A 21,316-nucleotide genomic window follows, 5' to 3' on the forward strand; every position below is an offset into this window, starting at 1 on the left:
ATCCGTGAGGTCATTGAACGGCTTGCGGGAAAACGGGGCTATCCGCTTAGTGGGTGATGGCTATCCATGTAGGAAGCGCTACCAAATGACCCACGGCAGGCACTGATATGTGGCGGACCCTCTGCTCACTTCTCGCCAGTTATCCGGAAAATCAGCCAAACCTATCCACTAAATAGCCAACAAGGCATTCTGCCCCTTGGCGGCACGCGGTTTGCTGTCATTATTCAAAAACGCGTCGCTAGAACGCACCTGAAGCCGTGAGTGCCCGTGATGAACAGCAAACCTGGCGTCCAGTCTGGAGATATTCGTGTCGACCGCTATGACCTGGCGGGCGCGCGCGCGTGGATGTCCGCGATCTGCGGGCCGCACTTGCTGAAGACCAGCAGCCCCGAGCGCATCCATTTTCATCACACCGGCAACGTCCTCAAGTCAATGTCGACCACCCTTGGGGTGATCGAGTACGGCACCGACGTGACCATCAGCGTCGAAGACGTCGAGCACCTCAATTGCTACAGCTTGAGCCTGCCAATGGTGGGCGCGCAGGAGTTACTGTTGGGCGGCGATCGGCTGTATTCCGATGCCGAGCACGGCTTGATCCTGTCACCGGACGACAGCCAGGAGCTGACCATCGCCGGCAATTGCCGCAAGGTGCAGGTGGCGATTACCCAGACCGCCATGCGTCAGACCCTCGAAGACATGCTGCAACGTCCGCTGCAAACACCATTGCGTTTCGAGTCGGTGATGGACGCGGTCAACGGTGCCTCGGCGTCCTGGTGGCGCCTGGCGCGTTATCACCTGGGTGAACTGGAAAACAGCCATGATCTGTACGATCAGACGTTGTTCAGCCGGGACATTGAAAGTGCTTTGATCAAGGGGCTTATCCTTGCCCAACCGAACAACTACTCCGAAGAGTTGCGCCAGTTGATGGGCGTTAAACTGCCGTCTTACTTGCTGCGGGCTAAAGCCTACTTGCACGCCAATGCGCGGGAAGATGTGCACCTGGAAGATATCGAACGGGCGTCGGGGGTGTCGCGCTTCAAACTGTTCGACGAGTTCAAAAGGTACTTCGCCCTGTCGCCGATGGCTTACTTGAAGAAGTACCGGCTGACTGCGGTGCGTCAGGAAATGCTCGAAGACCGTTCGGCGCGCAATATTTCAGTGATCGCCATGGGCTGGGGGTTTACTCACCTGGGGCGTTTCTCCAGTGAGTACCGCAAGCTGTTCGGCGAAACCCCAAGTGCTACGTTGCAGCGCAATGAAGCACGGCGTATGCAATCGTTCTGATACACCGCATGGCTTTATCTTTAGGCCAACACAGTCCCAAACACTATCTGGGTCAAACTCTGCATCGATGCGGTGGTGCGTTGTGCCTTGCCCACCAGCATCGCGCCTTGCAGCGAGGCGACGATAAAGCACGCGGTTTGCTGGCAATCCAGGTCCTTGCGCACTTCACCCGCAGCAAGCGCTGCTGTCAGGCAATGGCTGATGATGTCCTGCAAGGTGGCAAAGATTTCCACTAGGCGCGCGCGGATGATGTCGCTGTGTTCGCTGGCTTCGGCGGCAAAGTTGCCATACAGGCAGCCGATCTTGACGCAGCCGCACTCAAGGTACTGCTGATGCCAGTCGAAGTAGCTGCGCAGCCGCGCCAGGGGCGACAACGCCTCGTTGAGCAAGGTCTCGTCGAGCGTCGGTTGGGTGTTGACGAAGTAAAGGTCGAGGATTTCCAGCCCAAACATTTCCTTGGAAACGAAGTGGTTGGTAAATGAACCCTGAGGCACGCCCGCGGCTTGCACGATATCGCGCACGCTGGCGCCGGCGAAGCCACGTTGATGGACGACCTTGAGACCTTCAGTCAGTATTTTTTCGCGATGTGATGGTTTAGCCATGGCCGGAATAATATGCCCATACATATTGAAAGTCTATTTGTCCGCTATCTGAGTCAGCAGGTTGTCTTTCAGGTAATCGATCAGCGCCCTTAGCTTAGGCGATGCGTGGCGACTGGACGGCCACAACATCCAAAGTGCACCGCTGTGCACCACGTAATCGTCCAGCACCAGTTGCAACTCACCTTTAGCCAGCGCCTTACGCACCACGAAATCCGGAATGCAGGCGATGCCCATGCCTTGTTTGGCCAGGTACAGCTGCGCTTCGGTGGTGGAGCAGACTGCCGTTTTGGTCAGGGTCGGAATGGGCGTCGCGTCGGGTGTCTGCAGCGGCCAGTGCTCGATCTTGCCGGTGGCCGGAAACTTGTGCAGCAGGCAGGCATGGTGCTCCAGATCCCGGGGATGCTGCGGCACGCCGCGGCGTTTCAAGTAATCCGGTGAGGCGATCAACACCAGGCGGAATTTGCCGATCTGCCGCGACATCAGCCGTGAGTCCTGAGGTTCGCCAGTGCGGATCACGGCATCGAAACCCTCTTCGATCACGTCCACCATGCGGTCGGACAGGTCGATATCCATCTCGATATCAGGGTAGCGCTGCATGAAACCGGCCATGGCCGGCATCATCAGCTCGCCGAGCAGTGGCATGCTTACATGCAATTTGCCTCGGGGCGCTGCCGACAGATGTGACAGTTCCATCTGCGCCGCTTCGACTTCACCCAGAATCCGCCGACAGCGCTCAAGGAACAATGCCCCCTCGGCGGTCAGGGTAATACTGCGCGTGCTGCGGTGAAACAGGCGTACACCAAGACGTTCCTCCATCCGCGCGATGCTTTTTCCCACCGCCGATGACGACACATCCAGCAGTTTCGCCGCCTCGGTGAAGCTGCGGGTCTCAGCGACCTGTACGAAAATACTGATGCCGCTCAAACTGTCCAATGCCTGTCCCCACCTGCGCGTCGTCTGCTACTCCGGACTTTCATGTCCGATATGTTCGGAACACTAGCCTATTTTTCGTTGAAGTGCTGAGCCCTAATCTGGCGTCCTTACTTTTAAGGAGCGCCTTATGTCTAGCTCAAATCAGTCAGCGGTTGTCGACACTCAGTTGTCACCCCTGCGTTCGTGGTTGTCCGTGGTCTCGGTGGCGGTGGGCGCTTTTGCCTTCGTCACCACTGAATACCTTCCCGTGGGCGTGCTGCCGCAGATCGCCAATGACCTGCACATTTCGGACGGCACCGCCGGTTTGATGGTGACCGTTCCGGGCATTCTGGCGGCGATCTCCGCGCCAGCGATGATGTTCGGCGCTGGCCGCCTCGACCGCCGTTTTATCCTGCTTGCGCTGTCAGTACTGTTGTTGGCCTCGAACCTGATCTCGGCGTTTTCCACCAGCTTTGCCGTGATGCTGATCGGTCGGGCCTTGCTCGGCATGGCGTTGGGCGGTTTCTGGACCGTGGCGCTGGCGGCCTCCGGGCGCCTGGTGGAGGAAAGCCGGGCGGCCAAGGCGATGGCCATGATCTTTGGCGGGATCACCTTCGCTACAGTGCTGGGGGTGCCGTTTGGTACCTTCCTCAGCAACCTGTTTTCCTGGCGCGCAGCGTTCATTGCCACCGGCATCCTGACCGCAGTCGCCCTGATCGCCCAGGCCATTCTGTTGCCGGCTTTGCCGTCGAAAGGCTCGGTGAGTATCAGTGGATTACGCACACTGCTGCGTCGGAGCAATCCACGTAAAAGCGTGCTGTTGGTGTTGCTGGTAATTGGGGCGCACTTCACGTCCTACACCTACATCGCACCTTTCCTGGCTCAGGGCGGGGTCATTAGCTTGTCGATGATCAGCGCCATCCTGCTCGGGTTCGGCATCGTCGGCATGATTGCCAACTTTGCCATCTCGGGGCCAGCGGCGAAAAACCTGCAAGCGTCGCTGTTCTGGATGGTGGTCCTGCTGATGGTGGCCGAAGTGGCGATGCCCTTGCTGCAAAGCTCTGCCCCGAGTGTGACCTTGGCCGTGCTGGCGTGGGGTGTGGCCTACGGCGCGATTCCGTTGTGCCTGAGCCTGTGGCTGCAACAGACCGCGCCTGATCTGCCGGAAGCCGGTTCCGCCATGTTGGTGATGGGCTTTCAGGTGGCAATTGCGCTGGGTTCGTTTGGTGGCGGGGTGGTGGTCGATCATGTCGGTGTGCCGGCAACCCTGTGGACCGGCGCGGTACTGGCCTTGCTCAGCCTGTTCCTGATCGCCAGTTTCGGCGTTAACAACAAGCGTCTCGCTGAAGCATTGGCGACCCGTTAATCCGCTTCAGTCCGAAGTCACCTACCCACAGCGCACTTTTTTCGCCTTCGACCCTGCGTAGCCTGAACATTGGCAACCAATGTTGTCGCGCTGGTTCGGGCGATGCTCTACGATCCTCGCTGGGCCTGGTATGCCGCCGCTGAACCGGGCGCCTCGGTCGATGCCGTGCCGCCTTACTGGCGTGCTGCTCCCGTTGGTCAGAGTCATTTGTTCAAGCACAACACGTTTGGTGCCCGATAGTTTTCGAAGGGTTGGCTTTTCCATTGGAGATCACGATGTCCACAGCTCACGCAACATCGCCTGCCACGTTCAAGATCGGTGGCGAATTCGAAATCAATCGGCTGGGGTTTGGTGCGATGCGCATTACTGGGCGCGGTATCTGGGGCCCGCCGGCCGACCATGACGAGGTGATTCGTACCCTCAGGCGTTTGCCGGAGTTGGGTGTGAATTTCATCGACACTGCCGACTCCTACGGTCCGAATGTCTCGGAAGAATTGATCTGTGAAGCGCTGCATCCCTATGGCGCCAAACTGCTGGTGGCGACCAAGGCTGGCTTGACTCGCAGCGGTCCCGATCAGTGGGCGCCACGCGGCGACCGCGAATACTTGCTCAAGCAGGCGTTGGACAGTTGCAAACGTCTGGGCGTCGAGCAGATCGATCTGTGGCAATTGCACCGGATCGATCCGAAGGTGTCGCGTGATGAGCAATTCGCGACGGTCAAATACCTGATCGATCAAGGCATCGTGCGTCACGTCGGGCTCAGTGAAGTGTCGGTGGACGACGTCAAAGCGGCGTCGCAGGTGTTCACGGTGTCGACGGTGCAAAACCGCTTCAACCTGATCGACCGTGGCAGTGAAGCGGTGCTGGATCACTGCACAGAGCAAGGTATCGGCTTTATCCCATGGTTCCCGCTGGCCGCCGGCGACCTCACCCAACCTGGTGGGTTGGTCGACACCATCGCCAAGGCGCATAACGCCACGGCGGGGCAGATCGCGTTGGCCTGGTTGCTCCAGCGCAGCCCGATCATCTTGCCGATTCCGGGGACGTCGAAGGTCAAGCATCTGGAAGAGAACATAGCGGCACTGGAGATTCAGCTGACCGATGCAGAGATGAAGGCATTGAACGCGGCTTGATGCGGTATCGCTGACACACCACAGTCCCTGTAAGAGCTGCCGAAGGTTGCGAAGCGGTTTTAATGACACACCGCATCGAAGCCTTCGGCAACTCCTACAAGGGATCTATGTTGCTTATCCCTTCAGGCTAAACAATCCCACCTGCGGCGCCTCGCTCACCCAGTAATCAGTCACCGACCATCCCGCCGTCGCCGCCAGTGCGGTGAAGGACTCCACCGTGAACTTGTGCGAATTTTCGGTGTGCAGGCGTTCGCCATCGCGGAAGTGGAAGGTGTGTCCGGCGACTTTGACCACTTGCTCGCAGCGACTGACCAGGTGCATCTCCATGCGCTCGTCGATGTCGTTCCACAGCGCCAGGTGATCGAACGCGTCGACGTTGAAGTTGCCATCCAGCTCGCGGTTGATGCGGGTCAGCAGGTTCTTGTTGAAGCGTGCGGTAACGCCCTCGGCATCGTCATACGCCGCAACCAGAATCTCGGGCTCCTTGACCATGTCCACGCCGACAATGAAGTGCGCCCCCGCCCCCAGCAGACCATGGGCCGAACGCAGGAATTTCACTGCCTGCTTGTGGCTGAAGTTACCGATGGTCGAGCCTGGGAAAAAGCCGACGCAGGTATGACCCGCGACTTCCGGCGGCAATTGCAAGGCGCGGCTGAAGTCGTCGACCTGTGGTGCAACCTTCAGTTTCGGGTAGCGCTTGTTCAATAAGGCGGCGGCCTTTTTCAAGGCATTGGCACTGATATCGATTGGCACATACAAGGCAATCTGCGGTGCCGCATCCAGCAGTAAACCGGTCTTTTCACTGGAACCACTGCCGAACTCCACCAAGGCCGCGCCATCAGGAATGGTCTTGGCAATCTGCTGGACCACATCGATCAACAGGCCGGTTTCAGCTCGGGTCGGATAGTACTCGGGGGTCTGGCAAATGGCTTCGAACAGCTCGGAACCCGCCGCATCGTAGAAGTACTTCGGCGACAGATTTTTCGTCGGTGCCGACAGACCGTTCACCACATCACGGCCAAACTGGCTGTCGTGATTGTTCACCGCGCCCGGTTGACGGGCATCCCGCGCCAGGCGCAAACCGGCGCACATCCAGCGCTTGTCCGGGCCGAAGAAGTTTCGGTAGGTGGTGCGGGAATGATCCGCCGGGGTGATGCTGGCGCCGCCACGCAAGACCATGACATTGATCATGAACTTGCCGTTGTACTCGCCCACGGCGCTGTTGGCCGGACGGAATCCTGGGTAGGCGTTGTACGCAGTCTGCGTCCACTGCCACGCGACGTCATCCACCTGTTCCAGCAGGCCGGCTTGCGCCGCAGCTTCCCACTCGGCTTCGGTCGGCAGGCGCGCGTCGGCCCAATGGGCAAAAGCCGCCGCTTCGTAATAGCTGATGTTGGTGACCGGCGATGCGGGGTCGATGGCTTCCAGGCCGCGCAGGGTCATTTGCTGCCAGCCATTTTCATCCTGCTGCCAGTAGACCGGCGCATACCAGTCGTTGGCCTGCACCGTAGCCCAGCCGTCTGACAGCCACAGGTTGGCTTTGCTGTAGCCGCCGTCCGCAATGAACGCCAGCCATTCACCATTGGTCACCAGCCGGTCACTGATCTCGAACGGCTGCAAATAGGTGGTGTGGCGCGGGCCTTCGTTGTCGAAGGCAAAACCTTTGCCCTTGTGGCCAATGTCGGTCAGGCCGCCCTTGAGCGGCTTGAACCGGCCCCTACGTCCGGACACTGGCTTGGGCCAACGCGGGTCGTAAGCAGGCTTCAGCGACGATGTGCTGAACAGATGCAGAATGTCCATCAGCAACAGCTCTTGATGCTGCTCCTCATGGGCCAGGCCCAGCTCCACCATATCGCTGATAGCTGCCGGTAGCGTGGCTTGCAGCAGCGCGTGCATGTGTTCATCGACGTACTTGCGGTACGCCAGCACCCGATCGACACCCGGTCGCGTCATCAAGCCGCGCTGGGGCCGGGGATGACGCGGTCCGACCGCTTCGTAATAGGAGTTGAACAGGTAACCGAAGGTCGGATCGAACGGCGTGTAGTCCGCCACATTGCCGGTCAGCAGGAAGGTCTCGAAGAACCAGGTCACGTGCGCCATATGCCACTTCGCGGGACTGGCGTCCGGCATCGACTGGACGACCATGTCCTCGGGGCTGAGCGGCGCGATCAAGCTCTCGGTCCGGCTGCGGGTTGTCTGATAGCGCTTGAGTAGAGCGTTACCGGCGGGGAGGTCGCGTAACTCGCTGGAGGTACTGGTCATCAGGTTTTTTCTCCGGTGAATCCGTCAAACAGCTGGTCTGCCGATGCGTAGTGCGGTGCAAAGCATGCAGGGCTTATTGCGTTAGTTTCATGAACACACAGGACCAAGGCGCGAGTACGCCTTGGTCCGGCCGGGAAAACAGACGGCATAGACAGTGAAACGTCTTACGCAGCCTCGGTTTCGAAGGTCACCTGATTGGCATAAAAGGCAACATGCCCCTTGATCTGTGCCACCGCCGGGTAGGTGTCTTCATAGGTCCAGACAGCATTTTCCGCCGTTTCACCCGCAGCGTTCAGGCTGAAGTAATTGGCGTCACCCTTGTAGGGGCAATGAGTTTGATGTTCGGTGCGCGCGTAATGTTCCATCTGAATATCAGCGCGTGGGATATAAAAAACTTCCGGGTAAGAAGATTCCTTGAGGGTCAGGGCCTTGTCGGACTGCGCGACCATCACGCCTTTGAAGCGCACGGTGACGCGGCCCTGGAAGGGAGTAATGGTGATCGGGTGATCGGGACCTGGCGTTTTCATAGTAAGTCCTTGCGCGATGAGGGGAGACTCGAGACAGAGTAGACGCTTCAATAGACAAAATATGGATGACCATATTATTTCAAGTGATTTAATATGTACGCTCGTATTTGTGCTGTCAAGATCGAATTTCAAGGGGGGCAAGCAACAACAACTGTTTATTGCGCAGGATGAAATGCTGGATTGTCAAAGCTGGTGATTCTGCAGTTTGGCAAGCGGGAGGACTATGGCTCCTTCAGCAGCGGCAACCCCCGGCGGTCGCTGAAACAACATTGAACCACTCGTCACTCATCTTGCGGAGTCCATCATGTCCAACGCCATCAAACTGTACCGTCACCCACTGTCCGGCCACTCTCACCGTGTCGAGTTGATGCTGTCCTTGCTGGGGCTGCCTGTCGAATTGGTGTTTGTTGACCTGGTCAACGGCGCCCATAAACAGCCTGATTTCCTCAGCATGAATTCGTTCGGTCAGGTGCCGGTTATCGATGACAACGGGACAATCCTTGCTGACTCCAACGCGATCATTGTCTATTTGGCACAGAAGTACGGTAACGGCCGCTGGCTGCCGAGCGAACCAGTGGCGTTGTCGCAAGTCGTGCGCTGGTTGTCGGTTGCCGCCGGTCAAATCAACAACGGCCCGGCCACTGCGCGTCTGATCACGGTATTCGGTGCCGGCTACGACGCGGCTGATGCCATCGCTCGCTCCCATGACCTGCTGAAAGTGGTCGAAAAAGAGTTGGCAGGTCACGACTACCTCGTCGGTAATGAGCCGACCCTGGCTGACGTTACAGGCTATACCTATATTTCCCACGCTCCGGAAGGCAACGTCTCACTGGCTGACTACCCGAATGTGCGAGCCTGGCTGGCCCGTGTCGAAGCACTCTCTGGCTTCGTGCCGATGCAACGCACAGCGACTGGCCTGCAAGCCGCCTGAGTCGCAGATTCCACAGCCCGTGGTCGACGGGCTGCGGAGCCTTCTCGGCTTCGCCCAAAGGCAGGCCGATGAGGTGCCTTCCTCCTTGCATGGAGAGCCATCATGAATGAGCCTGGCGATCAAAGCCGCTCACCCTGGCATGCCGGTGAAAAGTACTGCCAGGAATGGGTCGGTGTATCGGAAAGCATGGAGGTGTTCGGCCGCAGGGTCGTTCGCGACCACATGCCAGACCAGCACCGTAACTTTTATCGAATTCTTCCTTACGTATTCATGGGCACTGTCGATGATCAGGGCTTTCCCTGGGCGACGTTGCTTGAAGGCCCGCCGGGCTTCGCTCACTCCCCCGACCCCAAGACCCTGCAGTTCGAGGCATTGCCTGGCGCCAACGACCCGGCTGGCGCGCACCTGCGCAACGGTTCGCCGGTGGGCATGTTGGGCATCGACCTGATCACCCGGCGGCGCAATCGGCTCAATGGTCACGTGACCTCGATCTCGGATAGCGGGTTGGTGATTTCGGTGGATCAAGCGTTCGGCAACTGTCCGCAGTACATTCAATTACGACAGATCGAGCGGGCGCCTGATGGCGATCATCGCCTGACGCCTGACGCGGAATTTCTTGATCATCTCGATGCTGCCGCAACCGACATGATTCGCCAGGCAGACACTTTTTTCGTCGCCAGCTACGCCGATATCGATGGCGATCCGGCGACCCGCGGTGTCGATGTTTCCCACCGCGGCGGCAATGCCGGTTTCGTGCGAGTCGACGGCGACTGTCTGATGATTCCCGATTTCGCCGGGAACCTGCATTTCAATACCCTCGGCAATTTCCTGATCAACCCGGTCGCCGGATTGTTGTTCATCGATTTCCCTACCGGCGATGTCCTGCAGGTCAGTGGCCGCGCCGAAGTGATTTTTGACGATCCACAGATCCAGGCCTTCCAGGGCGCCGAACGCCTGTGGCGGGTGCAGGTCGAGAAGGTGGTGCGGCGTCCGGCAGCGCTGGCGTCGCATTGGCAGTTCCAGGCGTTTTCGCCCAACAGTGAAATGACCGGCAGTTGGGAGCAGACCGCTGCGCGCTTGCAGGCCGAACAGTTGCGCGATACCTGGCGCCCATTTCGGGTGACGGAAATCATTGAGGAAAGTCAGAGCATTCGCTCCTTCTATTTCGAACCGACTGACGGCGCCGGTCTGCCGCGCTTTGAAGCGGGACAGCATTTGCCGGTACGCTTCCTGCTGGAAGGTCAAAAATCGCCTTCGATCCGTACCTATAGTTTATCCAGCGCGCCGTCAGACGCGTTCTTTCGCATCAGTGTGAAACGCGACGGCACGGTGTCATCCCACTTGCACGACACCGTGCGGGTAGGTGACCTGGTGGAAGCCCGTGCACCTCAAGGGCATTTCACGGTGGATGCTGATGAGGAGCGCCCACTGGTATTGCTGGCGGCGGGCGTGGGCGTCACGCCGCTTTTATCGATGCTGCGTGAAGTGGTGTATGAAGGAAAACGCATCCGTCGCACCCGGCCAACCTGGTTCGTGCAAAGCGCGCGAAGCCTGGCCGAATTGGCATTTCATGACGAAATCATCGAACTCGCCACCCGTGGCGGCGACGATGTGCGGGCGTTGCGCTTGCTCAGCCAACCGGAAACCCATGCTCGCGAAGGCGAAGGTTTCGAACTGGCGGGGCGTATCGACATCGAATTGCTCAAGGCCTTGTTGCCGCTTAACGATTACGACTTCTACCTCTGTGGCCCCAGCAGTTTCACCCAGACGCTGTACGACGGCCTGCGCGCATTGCGTATCGACGATGATCGCATCCATGCCGAAACCTTCGGCCCGTCGATGCTGATCCGCGATCTGCAAACCATGGTGCCAGCGCTGGAGCAAGTGCCGGCCGCGAGCGAGCCGGTGAAGGTGTTGTTCTCCACCTCGGCCAAGGAGGCACGTTGGGAACCGGGTGGCGGCACCTTGCTGGAACTGGCGGAAAGCCGTGGCTTGAACCCGGAATACAGCTGTCGCGGCGGCTCGTGTGGCACCTGTAAAACCCGCTTGATCAGCGGCCGGGTGCATTACCTGAACATGCCCGCCGATCCGTTGCCGGACGATGAAGTGCTGATCTGTTGCGCGGTGCCGGCGCAGGGCGGCGAGGCGTTGGTGTTGGATATCTGACAGTTGATTGCGCGATCTTTTGTAGGAGCCAACTTGTCGGCGAGTGGAACGACTCGGGCTGCCTGACTCGCCGCCTCGCGAACAAGTTCGCTCCTACAGTTTTGATGCAACACCACCGTTTCACTTCCTGCAATTAAGCAGTAACCCCCACGGCTATTCTCTGCTCGACACTTTGTGCTGAAACTACGGGTATTGAATATTCAATCATCCGGAGCGCATTGAGATGAACACAGAATCAGAATACGAAGTTGCTTTCTTGCTGCCTCACACCATGAGCTCATTGACCGGTGAGTTTTCACCGCCGGTACACGTGACTCAGCGTGAGTTGGCGATATCCCGTTGGTTCAAGCGGTTACAGTGCGAGGTTTTTACACGGCGTGCCGGGGGATGTGTGCCTTGCACTGAACGCTAAGGCAGTGCGTTTATGGATACTTTCGAAACGCACCACGACCGAAACAAATAAGCCTGTTCACTCTGATCAGGCTTATCTGTTTCGGTCGTGGTGTTCTTGTGTTGAAACGCTGGTTTCAGCTTCAAGCAAACAACGCCATCAACTGTCCCTGGCGATCCAGCTTGGCCAAGTCATCAAACCCACCGACATGGTGCTCGCCGACGAAGATTTGCGGCACGGTACGGCGGCCGCTCAACGCCATCATTTCCTTGCGACGGCTCATATCGAGCTCGACGTTGATTTCCTTGTAGCTGATGTTCTTGCTGGCCAGCAGGGCCTTGGCGTTGCGGCAGTACGGGCAGGTGCTGGTGGTGTACATGGTGACTTCGGTCATGGCGAACACTCCTGAAAATGAATAGCTGAAAAAGGGATGGATTCAAAGGGGGGGCAAGGCGTGATGTGCCTTGGGTACAGTTCCCATGTTAGAGAGAAGTGTCATCCAATTGGCGGCAAATAGTCTGGTGCATGCGACAGATCGTCTAAATGTGCGGCCGGAGATCGGCACTTTTCAGCGGGCAAAAAAAAGTGCCTGAGGGGGCTCAGGCACTTGGGCGTTGCGGGTGTGGCTTAGAACGGCTTCAGCGGCAGGAACTTACCGTCGAGGGTGATCACGGCGCGGTCACCGCCATCCGGGTCGGACACTTTCTTGATGTCGAGTTTGAAGTTGATGGCGCTGATGATGCCGTCGCCGAATTGCTCGTGGACCAGGGCTTTCAGGGTGGTGCCGTAGATCTGGATCATTTCGTAGAAGCGGTAGATGGTCGGGTCGGTCGGTACGCCACCTGGCAGGCTGCCACGGAACGGGATGATTTGCAGGCCGGCGACTTGTTCATCGGTCAGGTCGAGTTTTTCGCCGATGATCTTCGCCACTTCTTCCGACAGGCGATGTTGACCCAACAGGGCGGCGGTCAGGTACGCCAGACCGAGGCCAGTGCCGTCGGTCAGGTCCTGCCAGGACAGGTTTTTGCGGGCCTTGGCGGCGAGGATATCAGTGGTCAGGGCCAGGCTTGGATCTTGGTAAGCGTGAGATTGGGTCATGTCGGTAACTCCAGTGCAGTTGGGGGGAGATCAAGCAACTAAAGTAGGGGTGGTTGGTTGCTGTGGAACCGATATTGAGCCTGTTTATGTATTAGGTCCAAGACCCATATACAATGCTGGCTATAAGCACTGCCTATAGAGAAACGACCATGCTGCTTCGCCATTTGCGCTACTTGTTGGCCGTCGCCGACCACGGCAATTTCACCCGTGCAGCCCAGGCGCTGCACGTGTCTCAGCCTACGCTCTCGCAACAGATCAAACAGTTGGAAGATTCGCTGGGCACCGAACTGCTCGACCGTGGCGCTCGCACGGTGCAGCCCACCGACACCGGCGCGGCGTACATCGAATACGCACGGCGAGTGCTGCGGGAACTGGAAGCGGGCAAGCGCGCGATTCATGACGTAAAAGACCTGTCGCGCGGCACCTTGCGGTTGGCCATGACCCCGACCTTCATGGCTTATCTGGTCGGGCCGCTGGTCAGGGATTTCCTCGCGTTGTACCCGAACATTCACTTCGAAATCTTCGAGCTGTCGATGGTCGATATCGAGGCCGGGCTGGCCGACGACTCGCTGGACATCGCCATCGCATTCACCGAGGTGTGGAACCCGGATATCGAGTGGTCGCCATTGTTCGTGGAGAAACTGGGCTTGATGGTCGGTCGTGATCACCCGATGTACGAGCGCACGGAGCCGCTGACACTGGCAGAGCTGGAACAGGTGCCGTTGGCGCTGTTGACCGGCAACTTCATCACCCGCACCTGTATCGACGACTATTGCATCGATCACGGGATCAAACCCACGGTGATCATGGAGGCCAACTCGGTGAACGCGATACTGGAAATCGTTCGCCATGCAGGGGTAGCCACCATTCTGCCGGAGGCGTCGGCCACTGAAGATCGGACCATGAGAAAAATTGATTTGGTCGCGGAACCGCCACAACGGACGGCCGCGTTGCTGCGGCGCAAAAACAGCTACCAGAGCACGTCGTCGGTGGAGTTCGAGAAACAGGTGAGGGCGAAGCTTTCAACCCACTGAGGAAATTGACGGACGGTGAATACAGTCGAGGTTTCGAGCTATACCTATTACTTCCTCCGATTTAAACGGCAGCGTTGAACCGACGGTGTACTGGTGGGCCAGGCCAAGGTGGGTGGAGCCGCTCGGAATTGCTCTGGAGCGACGGAGGCACCTCGGACGAGTCTCCCTTCGGGCTGACGTGACCCTTTGAGTCGCTGATTGGGAGAGTCCATTGTGAATGAGCCTGGCGATAACAGCGGTTCAATCTGGCATGCCGGGGAAAAGTTTTTTCAGAATCTCCTGGGTATTTCGCAACAGATGGACGCGCACGCACGTCGGGCCGTTCGCGACTACATGCCTGACCAGCACCGGACTTATTATCAGCTCCTGCCTTATCTATTCATGACCACCGTCGATGAGCAGGACTGTCCTTGGGTCACGATACTCGAAGGCCCTCCCGGTTTTGCCCATTCTCCTGATCCGAAAACGCTTCAATTTGACGCGTTGCCCCATGCGGGTGATCCGGCGCTGGTGAACTTCAAGATCGGATCTCCGGTGGCCATCCTCGGCATTGACTTCATCACGCGGCGTCGCAACCGGATCAATGGTCACATCAGCTCGTTAACCGAATCGGGATTTGCTGTCTCAGTGGACATGTCGTTTGGCGTCTGTCCGCGGTACATCCAGCTGCGTCAGATTGAGCGCAACCCTGAAAATCAACGCCCTTCGCCAGCTGAACCGGAGTGGCTGAACGGCCTTGATGCCGCTGCCAGGGAAATGATCCGTAAAGCAGACACTTTTTTTGTCGCAAGCTATGCCGATATCGACGGCGATCCGACCACGCGAGGGGCCGATGTCTCTCACCGAGGCGGGATGCCGGGCTTTGTGCAGGTCGACGGCAACTGTCTGACCGTTCCCGAATTTGCCGGGAATCTGCACTTCAATACCCTCGGCAATTTCCTGCTGAACCCTGTTGCCGGGTTGCTGTTCATTGATTTCGCCACGGGGGAAGTGCTGCAACTGACGGGGCGGGCTGAAGTGATCAATGATGATCCGTCGATCAAGGCCTATCAGGGGGCCGAGCGGCTGTGGCGCGTGCATGTTGAAAAAGGCGTGCGGCGACAGGCGGCGTTGATCTCTCGTTGGGAATTCCAGGAGTTTTCACCCAACAGTGAAATGACCGGCAGTTGGGAGCAGACCGCTGCGCGCCTGCAGGCTGATGCGTTGCGCGACACCTGGCGTCAGTTGCGGGTGACAGGAATCATTGACGAAAGTCAGAGCATTCGTTCTTTCTATCTGGAACCCACTGACGGTGCGGGTTTGCCGAGTTTTGAAGCGGGACAACACTTGCCCATGCGTTTTTTGCTCGACGGGCAGAAATCTCACGCCATCCGCACCTACAGCTTGTCCAGCGCACCGTCGGACGCGTTCTTTCGGGTCAGTGTGAAACGCGACGGTTCGGTGTCCTCTCATCTGCATGACAAGGTGAAAGTCGGCGATCTGGTTGAAACCCGTGCGCCGCAAGGGCATTTTACGGTGGTCGCTGATGAGCAGCGCCCTCTGGTGTTGCTCGCGGCAGGGGTCGGCGTCACGCCGCTGCTATCCATGCTGCGTGAAGTCATTTATCAAGGTAAGCGCATCCGCCGCATGCGGCCGACCTGGTTTGTGCAAAGTGCGCGGAGCAAGGCAGAACTGGGTTTTCGAGACGAAGTCTTCGAACTGGCGACTCGAGGTGGTGAGGACGTTAAAGTTTCACGGCTGATCAGCCAGCCGGAACCCCATGCTCGCGAGGGGGAGGGCTTTGAATTGGCAGGGCGCATCGACCTCGAACTGCTCAAAGCCTTGTTGCCCTTCAATGATTACGATTTTTACCTCTGTGGTCCCAGCAGTTTTACCCAGACCCTTTACGACGGCCTGCGCGCCTTGCGCATCCACGACGACCGCATCCACGCGGAAACCTTTGGTCCCTCTACGCTGACCCGTGACCTGGAAACCACCGTGCCCGCCGTGGAACAGGTGGCGGCGGCGAGCGAGGCGGTGAAAGTGTTGTTCTCCCTGTCGGCCAAAGAAGCGCGTTGGGAACCGGGCAATGGCACGTTACTGGAGCTGGCTGAAAGCCGTGGTCTGGCCCCGCAGTTCAGCTGTCGCGGCGGATCCTGCGGCGTCTGCAAAACCCGGATGACCCGTGGCCAGGTGCATTACTTGAACATGCCTGCCGATCCATTGCAGGACGGTGAGGTGTTGATCTGTTGTTCCGTACCGGCTCAAGGCAGCGAGACGTTGGTGTTGGATATCTGAGAGAGAAGACGCTCGCCATCCTTGAGCTAGAGACTTGCGCCGATCCACCGTCGACAAACAACTCGATGCCGTTAACGAACGAACTCTCATCCGACGCCAGGAACAACGCAGCGTTGGCCGACTCTTCAGCGTTTGCCAAGCGCCAATCACGCTCGTGTCGGGGAGTTATTGGACAATAGAACGGGCTGATCCTTAAAACACCTGTGCAGTCTGCTTGGGGATCTGCGGCTGAAACAATACTCGTGACAGACACCAATCCTGTAGGAGCTGCCGAAGGCTGCGATAAAGCCAGCACACTCGCCGCGTTTGGATGCCAATCGCAGCCTTCGGTGCTCCTACGGGACATGTGTATTGCCTGAAGACACAGAATCTCCCACCGGATTTGCTTGTTGGCGGGCTACAAATCCTTCGGCCGCCAGGTCTTCAACAGCAACGCGTTGCTCACCACCGACACACTGGACAGCGCCATGGCCGCGCCAGCGATCACCGGGTTGAGGAAGCCGAACGCCGCCAGCGGAATGCCGATCAGGTTGAAGACAAACGCCCAGAACAGGTTTTGCCGGATCTTCGCGTAGGTCTTGCGGCTGATGTCCAGCGCGGCCGGAATCAGGCGTGGATCGCCGCGCATCAGGGTGATGCCGGCGGTGTGCATGGCCACGTCGGTGCCGCCACCCATGGCGATGCCGATGTCGGCGGCAGCCAGCGCCGGGGCATCGTTGATGCCGTCGCCGACCATCGCCACTACTGCGGATTTCTTCAGCTTGACCACCGTGGCGGCTTTGTCCGCCGGCAGCACTTCGGCGTAGACATCGCTGATCCCCAATGCCTCGGCCACGCGCTGGGCGCTGCCACGGTTGTCGCCGGTCAGAAGATGGGTGCTGATGTGCCGTGCGCTCAGTTGTTCGATGGCTTGCGCGGCGCCGGCCTTGAGGCTGTCACCGAAGGCGAACAGGCCCAGCACTACGGGTTGTGCGCCGACTTCGATCAGCCAGGACAAGGTAAAGCCTTCGCTTTCCCATGCCTGGGCCGTGACGGCCAGGCCTGCGGTGTCGAGGCCGTTTTCTTCAAGGATGCGCCGATTGCCTAGCAGCAATTGCCGACCACCCACCGTGCCGCTGATGCCGCGCCCGGTCAGCGACTGACTGGCGCTGACCGGTTCCAGCGTCAGTTGACGTTCCTTGCAGCGGTCCAGTACCGCCTTGGCCAGCGGATGTTCGCTGCCCAGTTGCAGCGCCCCGGCCCATTGCAGCAGTTGCGCGTCGTTGCCATCCCGCGCAATCAGGTGGGTGATGCGCGGTTTGCCTTCGGTCAGGGTGCCGGTTTTGTCCAGCACCACGGCGGTCACTTCATGGGCCCGTTCCAGGGCTTCGGCATCTTTGATCAGAATGCCGAAACGAGCAGCGACACCGGTCCCGGCCATGATTGCCGTCGGCGTTGCCAGCCCCAAAGCGCACGGGCAGGCAATCACCAGTACTGCGACGGCATTGATCAAGGCGACCTCCAGTGGCGCGCCGGTCAACAACCAGCCCACCAGCGTTACCAGGGCAATCAACAGCACCACCGGCACAAACACCGCGCTGACTTTATCCACCAGCTTCTGGATCGGTGCTTTCGCCGCCTGGGCGTCCTCCACCAATCGAATGATGCGCGACAGCACAGACTCAGCACCGATGGCCGTGGTTTTCACCAGCAACCGGCCTTCGCCATTGATTGCGCCTCCGGTGACCTTGTCTCCCGGCTGTTTGAACACCGGCATGCTTTCACCGCTGATCAGCGCTTCATCGGCGTGGCTTTGGCCCTCGACCACTTCACCGTCCACCGGAAAGCGTTCGCCGGGTTTGACCGACACTAAATCGTCGAGGCGCAGGGCGGTGATGGCGACGTCCAGTTCCTGACCATTGATCACCTGCGTCGCGCGCTCCGGGCGCAGCGCCTCAAGGGCACGAATGGCTCCGGCGGTCTGGCGCTTGGCGCGGCTCTCCAGGTATTTGCCGAGCAGCACCAGCGCGATCACCACGGCCGACGCTTCGAAATACAGATGCGGCATGTCACCGGCCGAGGTTTTAGCCCACTCGTAAACGCTAAGCCCATAGCCGGCGCTGGTGCCCAACGCGACCAACAGGTCCATGTTGCCACTGCGTGCCCTGACGGCTTTCCACGCCGCGATATAGAACCGCGCCCCGAGGATGAACTGCACCGGCGTGGCCAGCGCGAACTGCAGCCATGGCGCGAGCATCGCGTGGATGCCAAATGGTTGCAGCAGCATCGGCAGTACCAACGGCAAGGACAGAACGATGGCCAATAGCAGCATCAGGCGTTCTTTATTGACCCGCGAATGTTGCCGTTCGAGCGTGGCTTGTTGGTCTTCGACGGGACGCGCGCTGTAGCCGGCGTTGCTCACGGCGGCCATCAGCAGGGCAGGGTCGGCCTGGCCGATGAACTCGATATTGGCGCGTTCGCTGGCGAGGTTGACGCTGACGCTCTTGACCCCGGGGACTTTATTCAAGGCACGCTCGACGCGGCCGGAGCATGAGGCGCAGGTCATGCCTTCGATGGCCAGCTCCAGGCGCTGCTGAGTGGGGGTGACGATCATCGCTGAAACTCCGAAAGTGGTGTGATGGCCACAGCTTCAACCTTTCCATAAGGTCAAGGTCAAGCCGGTTTTTTCAGGTTTTTTTGCTTCAGGCAGATGCGCCTGCTTCCGTCGCTTTATTTCGTCCATTGAAATGCAGGATTGCCAAATCTGGCCATTCTTCAATCCAGCCTGATAGCCGACCATGCCTTCACAGTTGAACCTTGTTACTCACTTATTCCCTTGTGGAGAACCGCATGACCCGCACAGCACTTATCGTCGTCGATATTCAAAATGACTATTTTCCCGGCGGCAAATGGATCCTCAATGGCGTTGATGCCGCCGCCGACAACGCCGCGCGGATCATCGCTGCAGCACGCGAAAACGGTGACACCGTCATTCACATTCGCCATGAAACCCCAGCTGTCGATGCGCCGTTTTTTGTTCCGGATTCCGTCGGTGCGCAATTGCACGCGAAAGCCAAAAACATTGCAGGCGAACTGGTGATCGTCAAACACTACATGAACCCGTACCGCGAGACCGAGTTGTTGCACGTGCTGGAAAGCAAGGGCGTGGAGAACGTGACAGTGATCGGCAACATGAGCCACATGTGCATCGATGCCGTGACCCGCGCGTCGGATGACTACGGCTTCAAGGCCACCGTGATCCACGACGCCTGCGCCACCCATGACCTCGAATTCAATGGTGTGGTGGTGCCGTCTGCCCAGGTGCATGCCGCGTTTATGGCTGCGCTGCGCTTCGGATACGCGAGCGTGGTGTCCACCGACGAATTCCTGGGCTGAATGAGCCATGTCCACCTCTAACCTTGAGTCCACGCCGGGAATCGAGTTCTATTACAGGTCGACCGCCCATGGCCAGATGATCGCGATTTCTTGAAAAAACCGACTTACTCCTTCAGAAAGGCTGCCCTATGGATCGCTTTCAGGAAATGCAGGTCTTTATGGCCGTCGCCGACGAGGAGGGATTTGCCGCCGCCGCGCGGCGTCTGAATCTTTCGCCGCCCAGCGTGACCCGCGCCATTGCCGCGCTGGAAGAACGCATCGGCACTCAATTGCTGGCCCGGACCACCCGCAGCCTGCACCTGAGTGAAGCGGGGCAACTGTACCTGGAAGATTGCCGGCGCATTTTGGCTGAGCTCGAAGAGGCAGAGGAGTCGGCGTCCGGCAGCTACACGACCCCGCGCGGACAATTGACCGTCACCGCCTCGGTGATTTTCGGCGAGCTGTTCATGACGCCGATTCTGGCCGGCTACCTCGACCTGTTTCCCTCGGTGAACATCAACGCGCTGTTCGTCGATCGCCTGGTCAACCTGGTGGACGAGGGTGTTGATGTCGCGATCCGCATTGGCAATTTGCCGGAAAGCAGTCAGCAGACGATCAAGGTCGGCGAGGTAAGCCAGGTGATCTGCGGTACGCCAGCGTACTTTTCAGAGCATGGTCGACCGCAGCATCCCGACGATTTGCGCCAGGCGCGGGTGGTCATGTCATCGGCCAGCCATTTGCTCAGCGACTGGCAGTTTGTCGACAACGGCAAAGTGTTGGAACTGCGTCCAGAGCCGCGCTTGGTCGTCAGCGCCAATCAGGCCGCGATCAATGCGGCAAGCCTCGGTTGGGGGCTGACTCGGGTGTTGTCGTATCAGGTGGCGAGCAAAGTTGCGGCCGGCGAACTGGAAATCGTCTTGCAGGACTTCGCGCCACCGTCGCTGCCGATCCATATCGTTTATCAGGGCGGTTCGCGAGTGCCCGCGAAGATTCGTACCTTTGTCGATTTCTGCGCCGAACGCATGGGCCAGGACCGTGCCCTGAACCCCTCCGCCAAAAGCGCGAATTAATGGATCGCTACCATGAGATGGTGGTGTTTCAGGCTGTCGCCGAAAGCCTGAGCCTGGCGGCGGCCGCCCGCCGTTTGAAACTGTCAGTGCCCACCGTGATGCGCGCCATGGCGGAGCTGGAGTCGCGCCTGGGCGTGGTGTTGCTGACGCGCAGCACGCGGGGTGCCCGGCTGACTGAAACCGGTACGCGATTTGTCGACGACTGCGCGCGGATCATTCAAGAGGTCAACGCCGCAGAGGTCCGGGCTAACGGCATGCATGTGCAGCCACGGGGACACCTGTCGGTGTTGATGCCGTTGCCCTTCAGTCGCGAAGGCCTGGCGCCGATCCTTGTCGATTACCTGAAGCTGTTTCCCGAGGTGCTGGTTTACGCCCAGTACCATGATCGTTTTCCCAACATGCACGAAGATGGGCTGGACGTCGCGGTGCTGATTGGCGACCTGCCGAACTCGGCGCTGATCGCCATTAAAGTGGGGACTGTGCGGCACGCAGTCTGTGCCAGTCCGGCTTATCTGGCGGCCCACGGCGAGCCCGAACAACCTGCGGATATCGCCCGGCATCACATCGTGCATTCCTACTTTGAGGGTGGCTTGAACGAATGGACGTTCCAGGCGCAGGGCGAGCTGCGCAGTCAGCGCTTTCGTCCGCGGATGAGCTGCGCCAGCATTCAGACCGCGATTGAGGCCGCCGTGCATGGCGCCGGACTGACCCGCTGCCTGAGTTATCAACTGCATGATTATTTCGCGAGCGGTCGCCTGCGTCGGGTGTTGACCGACTACGAGTTGCCGTCAATGCCGGTGCACGTGGTGTATCGCGGCGGGCGCAAGGCCTCGGCGCGGGTGCGTAGTTTTGTCGATTTTGCGGTGGCGTATCTGCGCCAGCACCCGGCACTGGCGCAGGCGTGACGCG

Annotated in this window: 18 protein-coding genes and 1 pseudogene; 11 read left to right on the top strand and 8 right to left on the bottom strand. The window is 59.0% G+C overall.

Going from position 1 to position 21,316, the window contains the following annotated elements; translation table 11 throughout:
* Window positions 1–270: 270 nt before the first annotated feature.
* Window positions 271–1,284, top strand: coding sequence for a helix-turn-helix domain-containing protein (locus ACF0H7_RS08045; protein ID WP_397452235.1), 1,014 nt, complete (start codon window positions 271–273; stop codon window positions 1,282–1,284).
* A 20-nt stretch (window positions 1,285–1,304) separates the two neighbouring features.
* Here ACF0H7_RS08045 and ACF0H7_RS08050 read toward each other — a convergent pair whose 3' ends face one another.
* On the bottom strand, window positions 1,305–1,886 hold the full coding sequence (locus tag ACF0H7_RS08050) for a TetR/AcrR family transcriptional regulator (RefSeq protein ID WP_397452236.1): 582 nt from the start codon (window positions 1,884–1,886) through the stop codon (window positions 1,305–1,307).
* A 33-nt stretch (window positions 1,887–1,919) separates the two neighbouring features.
* Window positions 1,920–2,819 carry a LysR family transcriptional regulator gene (locus tag ACF0H7_RS08055; protein WP_397452237.1) on the bottom strand — a complete coding sequence of 300 codons (900 nt, stop codon included), beginning with the start codon at window positions 2,817–2,819 and terminating at the stop codon, window positions 1,920–1,922.
* A gap of 127 nt (window positions 2,820–2,946) precedes the next feature.
* On the opposite strand from ACF0H7_RS08055, the gene ACF0H7_RS08060 reads away from it, so the two are divergent.
* The 3 genes from ACF0H7_RS08060 to ACF0H7_RS08070 all read left to right on the top strand — a co-directional run bounded on the left by ACF0H7_RS08060 (window position 2,947) and on the right by ACF0H7_RS08070 (window position 5,297).
* A complete protein-coding gene (locus ACF0H7_RS08060) occupies window positions 2,947–4,164 on the top strand; it encodes an MFS transporter (protein ID WP_397452238.1) in 1,218 nt (405 codons plus the stop codon).
* A 102-nt stretch (window positions 4,165–4,266) separates the two neighbouring features.
* Window positions 4,267–4,404 (top strand): hypothetical protein, encoded by a 138-nt coding sequence (locus ACF0H7_RS08065; RefSeq protein WP_397452239.1) that lies wholly within the window; start codon window positions 4,267–4,269, stop codon window positions 4,402–4,404.
* Between the two features lie 35 nt (window positions 4,405–4,439).
* On the top strand, window positions 4,440–5,297 hold the full coding sequence (locus ACF0H7_RS08070) for an aldo/keto reductase (RefSeq protein WP_397452240.1): 858 nt from the start codon (window positions 4,440–4,442) through the stop codon (window positions 5,295–5,297).
* Between the two features lie 114 nt (window positions 5,298–5,411).
* Here the strand turns inward: ACF0H7_RS08070 and egtB are convergent, their stop codons facing one another.
* Both egtB and ACF0H7_RS08080 read right to left on the bottom strand, forming a co-directional pair.
* A complete protein-coding gene (egtB, locus tag ACF0H7_RS08075) occupies window positions 5,412–7,559 on the bottom strand; it encodes an ergothioneine biosynthesis protein EgtB (protein WP_397452241.1) in 2,148 nt (715 codons plus the stop codon).
* A gap of 164 nt (window positions 7,560–7,723) precedes the next feature.
* Complete coding sequence (locus tag ACF0H7_RS08080) at window positions 7,724–8,086, bottom strand: DUF427 domain-containing protein (protein WP_397452242.1); 363 nt, start codon at window positions 8,084–8,086, stop codon at window positions 7,724–7,726.
* 301 nt (window positions 8,087–8,387) lie between these two features.
* Between ACF0H7_RS08080 and ACF0H7_RS08085 the strand changes: the two genes are divergently transcribed.
* Window positions 8,388–9,017, top strand: coding sequence for a glutathione S-transferase family protein (locus ACF0H7_RS08085; protein WP_397453856.1), 630 nt, complete (start codon window positions 8,388–8,390; stop codon window positions 9,015–9,017).
* Between the two features lie 102 nt (window positions 9,018–9,119).
* The gene (locus ACF0H7_RS08090) at window positions 9,120–11,183 is read left to right on the top strand and encodes a pyridoxamine 5'-phosphate oxidase family protein (RefSeq protein WP_397452243.1); all 2,064 of its coding nucleotides are present in this window, start codon (window positions 9,120–9,122) and stop codon (window positions 11,181–11,183) included.
* A 533-nt stretch (window positions 11,184–11,716) separates the two neighbouring features.
* On the opposite strand, the gene grxC is transcribed toward ACF0H7_RS08090, so the two are convergent.
* On the bottom strand, window positions 11,717–11,968 hold the full coding sequence (gene grxC / locus ACF0H7_RS08095) for a glutaredoxin 3 (RefSeq protein WP_397452244.1): 252 nt from the start codon (window positions 11,966–11,968) through the stop codon (window positions 11,717–11,719).
* A gap of 233 nt (window positions 11,969–12,201) precedes the next feature.
* Window positions 12,202–12,672: a cyanase gene (gene cynS / locus ACF0H7_RS08100; protein WP_397452245.1), complete on the bottom strand. Its 471-nt coding sequence runs from the start codon at window positions 12,670–12,672 to the stop codon at window positions 12,202–12,204.
* A gap of 149 nt (window positions 12,673–12,821) precedes the next feature.
* Here cynS and cynR point away from each other — a divergent pair, with 149 nt between their 5' ends.
* A complete protein-coding gene (gene cynR, locus ACF0H7_RS08105) occupies window positions 12,822–13,706 on the top strand; it encodes a transcriptional regulator CynR (RefSeq protein ID WP_397452246.1) in 885 nt (294 codons plus the stop codon).
* A gap of 213 nt (window positions 13,707–13,919) precedes the next feature.
* Entirely contained in the window at window positions 13,920–15,983 is a 2,064-nt protein-coding gene (locus ACF0H7_RS08110; RefSeq protein ID WP_397452247.1) for a pyridoxamine 5'-phosphate oxidase family protein, read from the top strand.
* Window positions 15,984–16,014: 31 nt separating this feature from the next.
* Here ACF0H7_RS08110 and ACF0H7_RS08115 read toward each other — a convergent pair.
* Both ACF0H7_RS08115 and ACF0H7_RS08120 read right to left on the bottom strand, forming a co-directional pair.
* A pseudogene (locus ACF0H7_RS08115) lies at window positions 16,015–16,113 on the bottom strand (SDR family oxidoreductase); the annotation flags it as partial.
* Between the two features lie 267 nt (window positions 16,114–16,380).
* Entirely contained in the window at window positions 16,381–18,576 is a 2,196-nt protein-coding gene (locus tag ACF0H7_RS08120) for a heavy metal translocating P-type ATPase (protein WP_397452248.1), read from the bottom strand.
* Between the two features lie 236 nt (window positions 18,577–18,812).
* Here ACF0H7_RS08120 and ACF0H7_RS08125 point away from each other — a divergent pair, with 236 nt between their 5' ends.
* The 3 genes from ACF0H7_RS08125 to ACF0H7_RS08135 all read left to right on the top strand — a co-directional run bounded on the left by ACF0H7_RS08125 (window position 18,813) and on the right by ACF0H7_RS08135 (window position 21,312).
* Window positions 18,813–19,358, top strand: coding sequence for an isochorismatase family protein (locus ACF0H7_RS08125; protein WP_397452249.1), 546 nt, complete (start codon window positions 18,813–18,815; stop codon window positions 19,356–19,358).
* A 128-nt stretch (window positions 19,359–19,486) separates the two neighbouring features.
* On the top strand, window positions 19,487–20,407 hold the full coding sequence (locus ACF0H7_RS08130) for a LysR family transcriptional regulator (RefSeq protein WP_397452250.1): 921 nt from the start codon (window positions 19,487–19,489) through the stop codon (window positions 20,405–20,407).
* Window positions 20,407–21,312: a LysR family transcriptional regulator gene (locus tag ACF0H7_RS08135; protein WP_397452251.1), complete on the top strand. Its 906-nt coding sequence runs from the start codon at window positions 20,407–20,409 to the stop codon at window positions 21,310–21,312. The genes ACF0H7_RS08130 and ACF0H7_RS08135 overlap by 1 nt, the downstream gene beginning before the upstream one ends.
* The last annotated feature ends 4 nt before the right edge of the window (window positions 21,313–21,316 follow it).

The sequence above is a fragment of the Pseudomonas sp. NA-150 genome (assembly GCF_044336365.1).
Classification (GTDB): domain Bacteria; phylum Pseudomonadota; class Gammaproteobacteria; order Pseudomonadales; family Pseudomonadaceae; genus Aquipseudomonas.